Below are 16245 nucleotides of genomic sequence, written 5' to 3' on the forward strand. Positions count from 1 at the left end.
ATGAACTAAATGATTAAAATAGCTGTTTTTTAAATGAAATACTTATATTTGCTTTTGATGTAAACTAGTAATCATTAATGGCTCGTACACTTAAAAAAGAAGGAAAATTCAACTATATCGAAGTTGGTGAAGGACAACCAATAATTGTACTTCACGGACTTATGGGAGGACTAAGTAATTTTGCTGCTGTCACTGATTTTTTTAGTGCTAATGGCTACAAAGTAATTATACCTGAACTGCCTATATACAGTAAGTCTTTACTTAAAACTAACGTTAAATCTTTTGCAAAATATCTTTACGATTTTATTGAATTCAAAGGACTTAATGATGTTGTGCTTTTAGGTAATTCTTTAGGTGGGCATATTGGTTTATATCACACTAAAATGCATCCTGACAAAGTAAAAGCTTTAGTCATTACAGGAAGTTCTGGACTTTACGAAAGTGCAATGGGTGGTGGTTATACTAAAAGAAGTGACTACGAAGTTATCAAGAAAAAGGCTCAAGAAGTTTTTTATGATCCTGCTGTAGCGACCAAAGAAATTGTTGACGAAGTTTACGAAACGGTAAATGACAGAAACAAATTAATTAAAACTTTAGCAATTGCTAAAAGTGCCATCCGACATAATATGGCTAAGGATTTACCAAAAATGAATACACCAACATGTATCATTTGGGGTAAAAATGATGGTGTTACACCTCCTGATGTGGCTGACGAGTTTAATGCATTACTACCAAATTCTGATTTATTCTGGATAGACAAATGTGGTCATGCTGCTATGATGGAACATCCTGATACATTTAATCAAATTTTATTTGACTGGTTTAAAACTCGAAATATTTAAACCAAACTAGTTACTACATATCTTACACTAAAAGTTTTCGCTTTAGCGATACCAAAAACAGTTTTACAATGCACATCAAGTCTGCCGAATTTATAACAAGTAATTCTGACGCTGCCAAGTGTCCGAAAGATCGCTTACCAGAATATGCATTTATTGGTAGAAGTAACGTTGGTAAATCATCATTAATAAACATGCTTACCAGCAGAAAAAGTTTAGCAAAAACATCTGGTCGCCCAGGAAAAACACAGCTTATAAATCACTTTTTAATCAATCACGATTGGTTTTTAGTAGATTTACCTGGTTATGGTTACGCTAAGGTTTCTAAAAGCATCAAAAAGGTTTTTCAAAAATTTATCACTCAGTATTTAGAACAACGTGAACAACTGGTTACTGCATTTGTACTTGTAGACATCAGGCACAAACCTCAACCTGTTGACCAAGATTTTATGCAGTATTTAGGAGAAAAAGGCATTCCGTTTTCTATCATATTCACTAAAGCGGATAAGCTTAAACCTAAAGCAATTGACAACCATGTTGAAGATTATAAAAACATCTTGTTAGAAACTTGGGAGGAAATGCCAAACTACTTTATAACGTCTTCTAGTAAGGACATTGGTAAAGAAGAGGTATTACAATATATTGACAGCCTAAACCAAAGCTTTATTTTAGACTAAGTTCTAACACCTTTTACTTCTTATACAAATTCACGCTGCAGAGCAATTAACTGCTACTTTCTAAAAAATAGCAACTAAAACACGTACCTATTATACACGTATTAGTTACGCAATCATTTTACTTAGCTAAAACAACCATGTTTTAACTAGACTTTCACATTGAAAACCCGCTACTCTTCAGCTTTTTTATTACTTTAGTTGTTTAACCAAATTTTAAGTCTAACACACTCTTTTTAGGCTTGATGCAATTACAAATTATACTAAACGACGGAACAACATGACAAACAACACTAAATTAAGCGGAAAAAATGTACTTATAACAGCTGGAGCACAAGGTATTGGAGAAGCTATAACTAAGCACTTTATTGATAGCGGAGCCAATGTTGCAATACATTATTTTTCTAGTGCTGACACTGCTAATGAGTTGACAACTTACGCCACCAAAAAAGGACAAAAAGCAGTAGCCATAAGCGGTGATTTAACAAAAGAGGAGGATGCAAACGCATTAGTTACAAAAACGGTAGAAGCACTTGGTGGTTTAGATATATTAATAAACAATGCAGGTTCTCTGGTTGCCCGTAAACTGCTTAACGAAATGGAAGCTGAGTTTTGGCATAAAGTTATGGACATAAACCTAACCTCTATGATGTTTGTTACTCGAGCAGCTGCACCGCATCTTGCAAAAAATGACAACAGTAGTATTGTCAACCTAGCTTCTTTAGCTGGACGTAAAGGCGGACACCCTGGATCATTGGCCTACTCAACAAGTAAAGGTGCTATTTTAACATTAACGCGTGCGCTTTCTGCAGAATTAGGACCTCAAGGTACACGAGTAAATGCCGTATCGCCTGGACTAATTTTAGGCACATCGTTTCATAACACACACACAACAAAAGAATCTGCTGCAGCTACAACAGCAGGTATACCTATACAACGAGCTGGTAATGCAGATGACGTTGCAAGAGCCGTATTATATCTAGCTTCAGAATATGATGGTTTTATCACCGGAGCAACATTAGATATTAATGGTGGTGTTTACAATATGTAAGGACACACCGTCAATCCAAACAAACAGTAGTATCTTTACAACTATAAATTAAAATCATGAAAATAAATCTATTATCCTGCGATGCGCAACGACCAGACAAAAGAGCAATTGCTAAATGTATTGTCGAAATCTCATCAAACATAAATGACTCTCTAGCCAATGAGCTTACAGACATTTTATTAGAAGGCGATCCCGTTGATATCGAAATGGAAGATAAAAATTCAGGATCCGCATTAAGAGCATTACGAAAACTAAGTATTGATTACGAAATAGTAGAATAAAGAAGAATAAATGGAACACTTAAAAAATAAAAAAGCAATAATTACTGGAGGCGGAAAAGGACTAGGTAAAGCTACCGCAATTGCATTTGCTAAAGAAGGTATTGACGTTGCTATTACAGGTAGAAACGAAGAGACTTTAAAAGCAACTGTTGCCGAACTAAAAGCATTGGGTGTAAATGCAACTTATGCTGCGTTTGACGTTGGTAATTATGACCAAGTAAAAACAGGTATTAAAACACTAATAGATACTTTAGGTACTGTTGATATATTAGTCAACAATGCAGGTATTGCAGCTTTTGGGACTTTAAATGACATGGAAGTTAGTCAGTGGACTAAAATTATCCAAACCAATGTTATGGGTATGTACTATGTAACCAAGGAAGTCCTACCTTATTTAATTGATAAAAACGAAGGTGACATTATCAATGTATCATCTACAGCAGGATTAAGTGGTAATGCCACTACATCTGCCTATTCAGCTTCAAAATTTGCTGTTATAGGTTTATCAGAATCTTTAATGAAGGAAGTTAGAAAAAACAACATTAGAGTATGCACACTAACACCAAGTACTATTGCATCTGATATGTCTGTAGATTTAGGTATTGCAAACAGAGACTCTGAAGACAGTATTTTACAACCTGAAGACTTTGCAGAGTTAGTTGTTGCTGGATTAAAGTTACCTAGAAGAGCTATGCTTAAAAGCGCAGCGTTATGGTCTACAAATCCTTAATGTTTAACATCTAAAGCATCGCGTAATGCATTTCCAATAAGCATAAACGCCATTACTAAAAACATGATACATAATCCTGGTAACACCGCTAAATAAGGTTTACCTAGGATTATGTAATTGTAATGATCTTTAATCATTGCTCCCCAACTAGCCATAGGCGGTTGTGCTCCAATCCCTAAAAAACTAAGCCCAGATTCTATCAAAATTGCTGCTGCAAAATTGGCTGCACAAATAACAATAACTGGCGCCATAATATTTGGCAGTATATGCTTTGTAATTATCCTATAGTCTTTAAACCCTAAAGCACGTGCTGCGGTTACATACTGCATTTCTTTGGCACTAATTAGTTGCCCTCTTACCACTCTAGCAACTTCCACCCACATGGTTAAACCTACTGCTATAAACACTTGCCAAAACCCTTTTCCTAAAGCTAAAGTTATTGCAATCACTAATAATAGTGTTGGAATGGACCAAGTTACATTAATAATCCACATTATAAAAGCATCTACTTTTCCACCGTAATAACCAGCGACACTCCCCATAAAAACTCCAATAACTAAAGATATAAATACAGCCACAAAACCTATAAAAAACGAGATCCTAGCACCAACTAATAACCTACTTAACAGGTCACGTCCATACTTGTCTGTTCCTAAATAAAATGTCACCGACTTTATATATTGTCTAGCTGAATTTTTCATTATAAAATCTGCTGCAATTGTTTTAGAAACACCCTCTAAACCATCAGAAGCATACTCCGTATAAGTCAACTGATTATCGTTTACACTGAAAGTAGCTATTGGTATTTCAGTATCAGTATTTTTTACTCCAAAAAATATTTTATCTAAAAATGACTGTTCATTTTTAATTTGAGAAGGAATAGTCAACATGTCTACTGTAAATCCTGGAGATTTAGAATGAATAGAGACATGCATTTGATTAGCATTTTGCGAATTATCTGGCGCAAATAGATATGCAAACACGGAGATTAACCCGACAACACCTATAAAGCACAAACTAAAAACGCCCCAAAAGTTTTTTTTAAACTTTTGAAGCGCTATTTGTGATAATGAATTTGTTTTAGTCACCATAAATTTTAGTTTCCTATTGCAATAGGACCGATAGACCTTAGTCTTTTATGGTTGCTACTTTTTTAATTTCGTAAGTCATTTTTAAGTCGTTAAGCACATTAATAGCTTCTTCGACATAAACATCTTTACTTAAATTTTCGTGCCACCTGTTACGCTTATCACGTAAAATTGTGTCTTGTTCAAATAACTTTTGCTCATATGGTAATGATTCAAAAGTCAAATTAGTTTTATAATCGGCAATAGCCTCAAACTGTTTTGCTTCTTCCTCATTCAACTTTAACTCAGCTTTATATTTCTTGTAATTAAGTGAATAATTATTATCATCCATTTTAGTTTTAGCCCATTTAGCACTGCTTTCAATAAGCTTTAATTGTGCATTGTTTTCCATACGGCTTTTACTATTTGCGATAGTTGTATCGTAATCAAAATAACTATTCCAAACTTCATATTCTACAGGTGTAATTTTATCCCAAGCTAAAGGGTTTTCTTGATCACGCTCTCCAATATCGATAAAGCTATAACGATCCGGAACTACCACATCACTTTTAACACCTTCTAATTGTGTAGACCCACCATTAATACGGTAAAACTTTTGACGCGTTAATTTTAAAGCACCCAAATCTCCGTGAGAACTGTTACGCACCATACGGTTTAAATCCAATACGTTTTGTACTGTTCCCTTCCCATAAGTTTGCTTACTTCCAATAATAATAGCACGTTTATAATCTTGCATAGCTGCAGCTAAAATCTCTGATGCAGAAGCAGACAGCTCATTAACCATAATTACTAATGGCCCATCCCAAATAATAGATTTATCAGTATCTGATAACACCTCTTTAGGCTCGTCCGTAGATCTTACCTGTACTACTGGTCCATCTTTAATAAATAATCCAGCCATATCAACAACTGTTCTTAAAGATCCACCTCCGTTGTTACGTAAGTCCAATACTAATCCTTCTATACCTTGCTCTTTTAAACGTTCAATTTCTAACTTAATGTCGCTAGATGCATTTCTGCTTTTATAGTCTTCAAAATCCACATAAAATTTAGGTAAATTAATTACACCATAATTTTTGTTATCCTTTTTAACTATCGATGATTTTGCATACGTTTCTTCAAGCTCAACAATATCTCTAGTAATAGCAATATCTTCAAAAGAGCCATCAACTTTTTTCATAGTTAAAATAACCTTAGTTCCTTTTGGGCCTTTTATTAATTTGATGGCATCGTCAATACGCATACCTACCACACTAATCGCTTCTTTTTCTTTGTCTTGACGTACTTTAACAATTAAATCTCCAACCTCAATCTTTCCATCTCTCCAAGCTGGTCCTCCAGAAATCAATTCTACAATCTTAATGTAGTCCATTTTCTTTTGCAGTCGCGCACCAATACCTTCTAACTTACCAGACATTTGTTGATCAAAACGATCTTTATCTGTTGGCGCCATATAAGATGTATGTGGATCAAACTCCTCTACTATTGTATTAACATACATAGCAAACCAGTCTTCACGTTCCATATCATCTATATAATCTGTAAAATAATTATCTAGTGTTTTTAAAGTCTCTGCTCTTGACTCTTCTTCAATTTCTTTTAAAGACTTTTTTACAATAGGCTCTTTTACTTCAGCTTCAGCTTCATCATCGGTTTTTGATTCACCATTTTGCTGATCAATCAACATATCATAACCAGATAATGTATTAAATTTTAATTGTTGTCTCCAACGTTCTTTTAAAGCCTTCTTGTTTTTTACAAATGCTAAACTCTCGTAATCTGCATTATAGTCTTCGTCTTGCTCATAATTAAATGGTTTAGACAAAATACTTTTATAATACTCTTTTGCATCCTGCTGACGTTGTATTAAACGCTCATAAACCATATTAAAAAACGAAATATCGTACGCTCTCAATTGGTCATCAATTTCAGTTTCAAATTTCTTGAAATCATCAATATCTGATTGTAAAAAGTAACGTTTTAATGGGTCAACTAACTCTAGGTAGTCTGAATAGATTTCAGCAGAAAATGCATCATTTAATTCCTTTGGTTCAAAGTGGAGTTGATCTAATGCCAACGTTATGATTTGAATCAGTAATTTATCTTTATCAGGATCATCATCTACTTTTGCAGTAAAGCTACAAGACCCAAATGCTAATAATAGCACTAGTAATATTATATTATATTTCCTTTTCATCTGTTCTTTTTAAATTTTTACGAGAAATTTCTACTAAAGTAAAGAAAAAACCATGCCAATAAAACCTAAAGCAGCTAATTTTTTGTTAAACCGAATAAATTGAACAGTTCCGAGAGATTTTGTGTATTTTAGCTACGTAAATAAAATCCCCTTTTATGAGTAAAAAACCACTGATTTTAATCACTAATGATGACGGAATAACTGCACCAGGAATTTTAGCTTTAATTGAAGTTATGGAAACCCTTGGAGATGTTGTAGTTGTGGCTCCCGATAGTCCTCAAAGCGGAATGGGTCATGCCATAACATTAAACAATGTATTGCATTTAGATAAAGTTTCTAAACCTGGTGACAAAACTTTACAATATAGCTGTTCTGGAACACCTGCCGACTGTGTTAAAATTGCAATTAACGAAGTACTAGACAGACGACCAGACCTTTGTGTATCCGGTATTAACCACGGATCCAACAGTAGTATAAACGTTATTTACTCGGGTACGATGAGTGCTGCAATAGAAGCTGGTATTGAAGGTATACCTGCTATCGGGTTTTCTTTATTAAACTATAGTTGGGACGCCGATTTTGAAGCTTCAAAAAAGTATATCAAGCAAATTGCAGAAAACGCGCTTAAAAATAAAATTGCTGAAGGAATTATTTTAAACGTCAATATTCCCGATTTAAAAAAGAAGGAATTAAAAGGGATTAAGGTTTGCCGACAAGCAAAAGCAAACTGGAAAGAAAAATTTGATAAACGCCAAACACCTCAAGGTCGTGATTACTATTGGCTAACCGGTGAATTTGTAAATTACGATAAAGGCACTGATACAGATGAGTATGCTTTACAAAACGGTTACATATCTGTAGTACCTGTACAATACGATTTGACTGCCCACCATTATATGCAACACTTAAACACGTGGCAATTTGAAAAATAAAAAAGACGTTATAATTGGATTTATTCTAGGTATACTTTGCACCTGTGTTGGTGTGATACTATATATTGTTTTGTTTTCAAAGTTTGGAATTGAATCTACTATAAAACAAGCATTACAATTTAAATTTGTTGGTAAGTTGGTTAGTCTTGGCGCTTTGCTTAACTTAGGATTATTCTTTCTGTTTTTAAACAGAAAGCAGGACGACAAAGCAAAAGGTGTTTTAATGGCCACACTAATAATTGGACTAATTTTTATAATAAACAGACTATAATTTGAAATATTATATCATAGCTGGCGAAGCCTCTGGAGATCTACACGGTTCTAACCTAATGAAAGCACTGCAAAAACAAGACGTTAATGCAACGTTTAGATTTTGGGGAGGCGACTTAATGGAAAACGTTGGAGGAACTTTAGTAAAGCACTATAAAGCATTAGCTTTTATGGGGTTTTCTGAAGTTATAATGAATTTAAGAACCATTGCTAAAAACCTATCCTTTTGCAAGACTGATATTGCTAATTATAATCCAGACGTCATTATTTTTATAGACTATCCTGGTTTTAATTTACGTATTGCCAAATGGGCAAAACTAAAAAACTTTAAAACACATTATTATATTTCACCACAAATTTGGGCTTGGAAAGAAGGACGTATAAAAGCCATCAAAAATGATGTGGATGAAATGTATGTTATACTTCCTTTTGAGAAAGATTTTTACGAAAAGAAACACAATTACCCAGTTCACTTTGTTGGACACCCCTTAATTGATGCTATTTCTGACAGAACACAAGTTGACGAGTTTGAATTTAGAAAAGCACATGGTTTAAGCGACAAACCCATAATTGCATTACTACCAGGAAGTAGAAAACAGGAAATAACAAAAATGCTATCCGTAATGCTTAGTGTTGTGGATGACTATCCAAAATACCAATTTGTAATTGCTGGAGCACCAAGTCAAGATTACGAGTTTTATAAAACGTTTATTAAACAAACAAACGTTCATTTTATAAGCAATAAAACCTATGATTTATTAAGCTTATCTACTGCTGCACTAGTCACTTCTGGAACCGCAACTTTAGAGACAGGCTTATTTAAAGTCCCTCAAGTGGTGTGTTACAAAGGTAGCTGGGTGTCTTACCAAATTGGTAAACGCGTGGTTAATTTAGAATATATAAGTCTTGTTAATTTAATATTGAATAAAAAATCTGTTACCGAATTAATACAAGGCGACTTTAATACTAAACGTTTGAAGACAGAACTAGATCGACTTTTAAATGATTATGAACGTACCAAGTTTTTTGTAGACTATTACGAATTAGAAAAAAAATTAGGAGGTAAAGGCGCTAGTCAAAACACAGCTAAGTTAATTTTTGATGCTATAAAACTATAATTTTTACAATGAAAAAAATTGCCCTACTCCTACTTATAACTACAATTTTATCTTGCGGAAGTTCTAAAAGCAAGCATGTTGTTACCAAAAAATCAGAATCTAAAACAACAGCTCAAACAGAAACCAAACGCAATAGAAAACGACCAACTAGAAAACCAACACATACAGAAACACCAGAAACTAACACAACACCAACCTATCCAACAATTAAAGCTACTAGCCCAAAAATAGCTAACATAATAAGTAGCGCTAAAAGCTTTGAAGGCGTTAGATATAAATACGGCGGAACTACTAAAAAAGGGATGGATTGTTCTGGATTACTATATACTGCGTTTGGATCTGAAAACGTTGATCTACCAAGAACATCAAGCGCTATGGCGCAACAAGGCGACTGGATAGATGTTAAAGAAGTAGAAGAAGGTGATTTACTGTTTTTTGCAACCAAACGTAATAGCAGAACTATAAACCATGTCGGACTAGTAACCTCTTCACGACCAGGACGTATTGAGTTTATACACTCTAGCACTAGCAAAGGCGTCATGACCAGCTTATTGTCAGAACGTTACTGGTACTTTGCTTTTGTACAAGCACGCCGTGTATTGTAAGAAATTGCTTATATTGAAAGATGAAATTATTTCATTTTTCAATTATAAAATTTACATTATGCTTAATTTTAGGCATTTTACTGGCTAAATTAATTACAATTAGCACTAGTTATAGCTTTATTCTAGCTGTAATTTTTACTGCAATTACGGTCTTGCTATATTTCATATTAAAAAAGAAAAAGCGTTTTATTTTTATTTATGGGATCTCAACCTACATAACCTTTCTCTTCTTTGGTCTTTTTTTAACTAATATTAATGAAGATGTGCGTGATGCCAGTCATTTTTCTCACGCAATAAATGAAACCACTACTAGTAAAATCATAACCTTTCGGGTTAGAGAAACTTTAAAACCAAATGCGTACAGTCATCGTTATTATGTCAACATTTTAAACGTAAACACTAAGCATGTTAGTGGAAAAGCATTATTAAACATAAAGAAAGACAGCATACATTCTGCTTTACCTATTGACGCCATCTATACAACCAACGTCAATTTAACCAAAGTTAAAGCACCATTAAACCCAGATCAATTTAGTTATAAAAACTACCTTGATAAGCAACAAGTACATTACCAATTGTACGCCGACCACACTACTATTTTTAATTTACCACATACAAGCACGTCTTTATTTGGTTATGCTGCGACCTTCCGAAACTATATAAACACACAACTAACAGCATACAAATACACAAAAGATCAACTCTCGATTATTAATGCCTTAATTTTAGGACAAAGACAAAACATTACAAAAGCAGTTTATGATAATTACACCAATGCTGGCGCTATACATATTTTAGCTGTATCTGGATTACATGTTGGAATTATACTTTTACTATTAAACTTGATATTTTCTCCACTAGAGCGATTAAAACACGGAAAAACTATCAAGACTATTATTCTGTTAATACTACTATGGACTTATGCTTTAATTGCGGGCGGTTCTGCCTCGATAATTAGAGCAACAACTATGTTTAGCATTGTTGCTATTGGTATAAATCTAAAACGTCCTACCAACATTTATAACACCTTAGCAATTTCCGTTTTTGTTTTACTGCTAATCAAACCTAACTTTTTATTTGATGTTGGATTTCAATTAAGTTATGCTGCAGTAATAGCAATTGTAAGCTTTCAACCCATACTAGAACAGTTATGGACCCCCAAATACAAATTACCTAAACTACTATGGCAAACACTAACCGTTACTATAGCTGCACAATTTGGGATAATTCCTATTAGCTTGTATTACTTTCATCAATTCCCTAGTTTATTTTGGTTGTCCAATTTGATTGTAATCCCTTTTTTAAGCATGATATTAGGACTTGGATTATTGGTTATAACATTAGCCTTATTAAGTGTCCCTAAAAGCTTTATATCGGATGCTTTTGGAATAGTTATTGATTGGATGAATCATTTTTTTGGTTGGATTTCTAGCCAAGAAACTTTTTTAATTCTTGACATACCCTTTACAGTAGTGCAAGTTGTGGTTTCTTATGTTTTTATATTTACGATTTACAAATTGTATCATTACAAAAACTACAAATGGATGCGTCTGACTTTAGTTTCGATTATACTTATACAACTGACTTATATCCATAATTATTATCAAACAGAAGGAAATCGGTTTTTAGTATTTCATAAAAACAGAAGTACAATCATTGGACAAAAACACGATAATCGTTTAACACTATATTCCGATATAAAACACGCTGAATCAAACACCATAATTAGAAGTTATGCTGTTAAAAACGCACTTAACACTACGACATCAAAACCCTTAAATTCTGTTTACAAACTAAAAAACAATTATGTATTAGTTGTTGATAGTCTTGGTGTCTTTGATATTAAAAATAAGGCGATAGATTATGTGCTATTAACACAATCTCCAAAATTAAATTTAGAACGCTTAATAGATAGCTTACACCCAAAAGGCATTATTGCGGATGGTAACAATTACAAATCTTATATTAATAAATGGACAACAACTTGTAAAAAAAGAAAACTCCCATTTTACCATACTGGTAAAACAGGAACTTTTATAATAGACTATTAAAAGTGTTTATGCGTTGTTTTTAAACTCCGCTTTAAAATCTTTATTGTATTTATCAAACTCTGATTGCGATTTCATCTCTAAATGTTTATTAGATTGAAACATCTTTAAATATAACTCTAATTGTTGTGGTGTTTTATACCCTGAAACTGGTGCTATAAGCTGGGCATTCTCATCAAAAAACAATAATGTTGGATAGGCTCTAATACCTAAACCACGAGAAAGCTCGTGTGCAGAATTTCTTTTTTTAGATTTAGCAGGATCATAACTAGGGTTTTTATAAGTCTTTCCTTTAAAATCGATCTCTTCGTTACCTTCAGCATCAAATTTGACTGCGTAATAATGTTCATTTACAAAAGCAACTAAATCTTGATTAGTAAACGTTCTAGCATCTAAAAGCTTGCAAGGACCACACCAAGATGTGTAAGCATCCATTAATATTTTTTTTGGTTCTGTTTTTTGAAGCTCTACCGCTTCTTCCAAAGTCATCCAATTAATTTCTTCTTGAGCAATAGTATTTACTGCAAACAGTAATGTAAAGGCTAAAAATATGTTTTTCATTATATAGTTGTTTTGTTTTGTATTTGCAAATAACGTTCCAAATTTACAAAAAAAAGAAACGCCCCAAATATGAGGCGTTTTATTTATGGTAATTATAACATGTTATCTAACACCATGCATTAATTTCTTCAATAACGGATTTAAAGCAAAAACTAATAAACCTGCAACTAATGGTACTAATGTAAAGATTAAGAAAAATGTAGACAAACTATATTCTTTTGTGATATTCTCTATCTGTCCACCTAATACTGCCGCTAACTTATTACCGATAGCAATCGCTAAATACCACATCCCAAACATTAAAGCAATCATCCTTGCTGGAACCAGTTTACTTACGTAAGACAGCCCAACAGGAGACAAACAAAGTTCTCCAAGTGTGTGGAATAAATAAGCTAATATTAACCAAATCATACTTACTTTAACACCTTCTTGCATACCATATGACCCAAAAGCAAGTAAACCAAAACCTACAGCCATAATAATCAATCCTAATGCATATTTATTTGCTGCTGAAGGATTGTATTTACTTTCCCACCATTTAGAGAAGAAGGATGCAAAAACAATTATAAAAAATGAATTTAAAATACTAAACCAAGATACTGTAATTTCAACTTCATTATCTCTAACTTTAGTTACGGTAGCATTAACAAATCCATTATCTCTATTTAATGTTTTAGCATTAGCAATTAAGCTTTCCTGCTTCTCGTCTGAAGAGATAAAAGAAAATTGAGAAAATTCTTTATCCTTATTGATAATCATTTTTTTATCTCCAACCTTATAATCAACAAATGGTTCTCCAACAGTTACTGTTTTTGTAACAATATTTTGAGAAGGATTTGTATCCATACTTTGTGTAACGGGTATGTATAAAAATTGCAATTCACCTTTTTCATTTTTCTTCTGAACACCTTTATCATCTAAATCTGCCTTTTCTATAGCGCTATAACTAACATCATAAGCTGTCGTATTGTAATCTCTATTTAACATCCATCCAACAATTCCCCACATAAAAACAAAACAAACAACCAAGACTATATTTGATCCTGGTATTTTACTATATGTTTTTTTCCAAAGAAGGTATAGCACATATGAAATTATTATTAAAGGCACAACTGTTAACAGTGTGTTGATAATATTAAAAATAGTCGCAGAATTACCACTTAATAACCTATCCACATTGTCCCTAGCAAAAATTACAAGTGACGATGCTCCTTGTTCAAATGACAACCAAAAGAACACAGTAAAGAAAGCAAAGATGATAAATGCAAACATACGATGTCTAACCACCTTTGTATATCTTAATATTCTACTAATAACTAAATATACAAAAAGTGCTAATGCTGTTAATACTGCAACATATTGCCCTTCAAAATCACCTATCTGCAAAACTGAAAACATATCAATTCCTGCAATTCTAGACATAGGGTCATTTACAGCATATCCTAAACCTAAAATAGAAGATAAAACTATTAAAACCTTATCTAAAGATGTAAATGCGTTCTCTTTTTCTTCTACCTCAGAACCATTTACAACAGCACTATCTTCATTAATATTTTGAGGTAATTCCACTTCATATACTTGAGAAGGTTTTTCACCAATTTTACCAAATAAATTTCCTGATAACCAAAATTGAAGTGTCCCCAATAACATAAAAACTCCTGCTAGTCCAAATCCATAAGCCCAGCCAACTTTTTCAGCTAAATAACCACAAAGCATCATTCCAAAAAAGGCTCCTGCATTAACACCCATATAATAAATAGTGTAAGCACCATCCTTTTTCTCAGGATTCTTCTTATACATTTCAGAAATTATGGACGTCATAGTTGGCTTAAAGAAACCTGTACCAATAACCAACATAGCTAAACCTAAGTATAATGAAAACTCTGTTTCTAAAGCCATAGACAAATGCCCTAAAGTCATAATTAACGATCCAATTATAACCGCCCATCTGTAACCTGTGTATTTATCCGCAATCCAACCTCCAATAATTGGAGTTATGTACAATAGCATGGCGTAAGTCCCAAACAAGGCTGTTGCGTTTTCTACTGACCATTCCCAACCTGGATTATATCCAATAGCAGCCATGGTTAAAAAATTGACTAAAAGCACTCGCATTCCGTAGAATGAAAAACGCTCCCACATTTCAGTAAAAAACAAAACGAACAAACCTGCTGGATGCCCTAAAACCTTGTCTTCAAATAGATTTTCAATATCTGTATTCATGATAAAATTTAGTTAGTTAAAAAAAGAAAACCCCACAAAGTAAAATTTGTGAGGTTTTTATATTTAGTTATTTTTAATTGTCAGCTAATTCAAATCCTTCAGCTTCTTCGTTTTTTAATATTCTTTCGCTTTCTTCAGCGCCATGTGTTAATCTTTTTAATGGTTTTAACATTGCTATAAATAACAAACCAATAATTACTGTAAAGATTACTATACCTGAAAAGATTGCCAACTCACCATATTCACTAGCAGACTCTCCGACTATACCCGCAACTTTATTTCCTAATCCAGTAGCAGCAAAATAAACTCCCATCATTAAAGATGCATATTTTACCGGTGCTAATTTAGTAATAAAAGATAATGCCACTGGAGATATACATAACTCTCCAATAGTATGGAAAAAATAAGCTAATACTAACCAGATCATACTAGATGTTCCTGATTTTTCAAATTCCATTGCTGCAAACACCATGAATAAAAACCCAAAGCCCATTATAATAATACCTAAAGCCATTTTAAACAATGACGATGCTTCCTTACCTTTTAATTTGCGTTTAGCCCATACACCTGCAATAAACGTTGCAAATAAAATAATGAATCCAGCATTTAAACTTTGAAACATTACTGTTGGAATTTGCCATCCAAATAACATTCTATCTGTTTTTGTATCTGTATATAAATTCATTAATCCTCCAGCTTGCTCAAAAGCACCCCAGAAAATTATTACCATAATAAAAGATAGTAATAAGACTAAGAAACGATCTTTAAACACTTGACTATCTAATTCTTTATAAATCATCATTAATAACGCTGTTATTGCTGTTAAAAAGATAAATAATAAACCAAATCCCCATTCTAAAGTATACCAACCATATACTGATGCAGCAACCAATATACCTACAATTGTTAATTGCTTAGGAGAACTGAACAATTTAGAATATAATTGACCGTAAGACACTTCATTTGAATGGCCAGTACTAGGTACAAAATTACCTACTTCTTTTAAATACTTTTGACCGTATAAGTAATTTATCAAACCTAAAACCATTACAATTCCAGCTAATCCAAAACCTGCATGCCATCCCCATTTAGCGACAACTCCACCAACAACCATAGTTGCTAATAGTGACCCTAAGTTAATACCGATATAAAATATACTAAACCCTTTATCTCTTCTAATATCCCCTTCTTTATATAATCCACCAACCATTGTAGATATATTCGGTTTTAATAAACCAACACCTAAAATAACTAGTCCTAAACCTGTATAAAAGGCCCAAATATCAGTTAACACCAATACAGCGTGACCTAAACACAAGACAATAGCCCCGAGTAACACTGCTTTTTTCTGGCCTATTAATTTATCCGCAATCATCCCTCCAGGAATAGACATAACATATACTAACATAGTATACCATCCATAAAGTGCTAAAGCTTCTTGACTTGTCCAACCTAAACCAGCACCTCTATCGTCTCCAATAGTAGCTGTTGTCATATAAAGTACTAAAAGTGCTCGCATTCCATAATATGAAAAACGTTCCCACATTTCGGTTAAAAACAAAATATAAAGACCAATTGGTTGTCCAAACAGTTCTTTTTGATGTGGTTGTAAAGCTTTACTTGACATA

Annotated in this window: 15 protein-coding genes; 10 read left to right on the forward strand and 5 right to left on the reverse strand. The window is 33.1% G+C overall.

All coding sequences use genetic code 11. The features are described 5' to 3' along the window. Positions 1–77 precede the first annotated feature (77 nt). The 5 genes from BMZ09_RS04605 to BMZ09_RS04625 all read left to right on the forward strand — a co-directional run bounded on the left by BMZ09_RS04605 (position 78) and on the right by BMZ09_RS04625 (position 3575). The gene (locus tag BMZ09_RS04605; protein ID WP_090837931.1) at positions 78–842 is read left to right on the forward strand and encodes an alpha/beta fold hydrolase; all 765 of its coding nucleotides are present in this window, start codon (positions 78–80) and stop codon (positions 840–842) included. A gap of 68 nt (positions 843–910) precedes the next feature. Next, positions 911–1516: a ribosome biogenesis GTP-binding protein YihA/YsxC gene (yihA, locus tag BMZ09_RS04610; RefSeq protein ID WP_090837933.1), complete on the forward strand. Its 606-nt coding sequence runs from the start codon at positions 911–913 to the stop codon at positions 1514–1516. Positions 1517–1793: 277 nt separating this feature from the next. Beyond that, a complete protein-coding gene (locus BMZ09_RS04615; protein ID WP_090837935.1) occupies positions 1794–2564 on the forward strand; it encodes an SDR family NAD(P)-dependent oxidoreductase in 771 nt (256 codons plus the stop codon). A gap of 56 nt (positions 2565–2620) precedes the next feature. After that, entirely contained in the window at positions 2621–2845 is a 225-nt protein-coding gene (locus tag BMZ09_RS04620; protein ID WP_090837937.1) for a hypothetical protein, read from the forward strand. Between the two features lie 10 nt (positions 2846–2855). Further along, positions 2856–3575: a 3-ketoacyl-ACP reductase gene (locus BMZ09_RS04625; protein WP_090837939.1), complete on the forward strand. Its 720-nt coding sequence runs from the start codon at positions 2856–2858 to the stop codon at positions 3573–3575. Here the strand turns inward: BMZ09_RS04625 and BMZ09_RS04630 are convergent. Continuing rightward, the gene (locus BMZ09_RS04630) at positions 3572–4666 is read right to left on the reverse strand and encodes an ABC transporter permease (protein ID WP_090837941.1); all 1095 of its coding nucleotides are present in this window, start codon (positions 4664–4666) and stop codon (positions 3572–3574) included. The two genes, BMZ09_RS04625 and BMZ09_RS04630, sit on opposite strands and share 4 nt — an antisense overlap. Before the next feature lie 37 nt (positions 4667–4703). Continuing rightward, positions 4704–6860: a carboxy terminal-processing peptidase gene (locus BMZ09_RS04635; RefSeq protein WP_090837943.1), complete on the reverse strand. Its 2157-nt coding sequence runs from the start codon at positions 6858–6860 to the stop codon at positions 4704–4706. Positions 6861–7015: 155 nt separating this feature from the next. Between BMZ09_RS04635 and surE the strand changes: the two genes are divergently transcribed. The 5 genes from surE to BMZ09_RS04660 are packed head-to-tail and all read left to right on the forward strand — an operon-like array spanning position 7016 to position 11836. Then, on the forward strand, positions 7016–7792 hold the full coding sequence (gene surE / locus BMZ09_RS04640; RefSeq protein ID WP_090837945.1) for a 5'/3'-nucleotidase SurE: 777 nt from the start codon (positions 7016–7018) through the stop codon (positions 7790–7792). Beyond that, a complete protein-coding gene (locus tag BMZ09_RS04645) occupies positions 7782–8063 on the forward strand; it encodes a hypothetical protein (RefSeq protein ID WP_090837947.1) in 282 nt (93 codons plus the stop codon). The genes surE and BMZ09_RS04645 overlap by 11 nt, the downstream gene beginning before the upstream one ends. A gap of 1 nt (position 8064) precedes the next feature. Further along, on the forward strand, positions 8065–9180 hold the full coding sequence (gene lpxB / locus BMZ09_RS04650; protein ID WP_090837949.1) for a lipid-A-disaccharide synthase: 1116 nt from the start codon (positions 8065–8067) through the stop codon (positions 9178–9180). Between the two features lie 8 nt (positions 9181–9188). Further along, the gene (locus BMZ09_RS04655; RefSeq protein WP_090837951.1) at positions 9189–9785 is read left to right on the forward strand and encodes a C40 family peptidase; all 597 of its coding nucleotides are present in this window, start codon (positions 9189–9191) and stop codon (positions 9783–9785) included. Between the two features lie 20 nt (positions 9786–9805). After that, positions 9806–11836, forward strand: coding sequence for a ComEC/Rec2 family competence protein (locus BMZ09_RS04660; RefSeq protein ID WP_090837953.1), 2031 nt, complete (start codon positions 9806–9808; stop codon positions 11834–11836). A 6-nt stretch (positions 11837–11842) separates the two neighbouring features. Here the strand turns inward: BMZ09_RS04660 and BMZ09_RS04665 are convergent, their stop codons facing one another. From BMZ09_RS04665 to BMZ09_RS04675, 3 genes are all read right to left on the reverse strand, one after another. Next, on the reverse strand, positions 11843–12394 hold the full coding sequence (locus BMZ09_RS04665; protein WP_090837955.1) for a thioredoxin family protein: 552 nt from the start codon (positions 12392–12394) through the stop codon (positions 11843–11845). A gap of 102 nt (positions 12395–12496) precedes the next feature. Then, entirely contained in the window at positions 12497–14617 is a 2121-nt protein-coding gene (locus tag BMZ09_RS04670; RefSeq protein ID WP_090837957.1) for a peptide MFS transporter, read from the reverse strand. Between the two features lie 73 nt (positions 14618–14690). After that, entirely contained in the window at positions 14691–16244 is a 1554-nt protein-coding gene (locus BMZ09_RS04675) for a peptide MFS transporter (RefSeq protein ID WP_090837959.1), read from the reverse strand. Position 16245 lies beyond the last annotated feature (1 nt).

Origin of the sequence: Olleya namhaensis (genome assembly GCF_900114005.1) — a bacterium.
Classification (GTDB): domain Bacteria; phylum Bacteroidota; class Bacteroidia; order Flavobacteriales; family Flavobacteriaceae; genus Olleya; species Olleya namhaensis.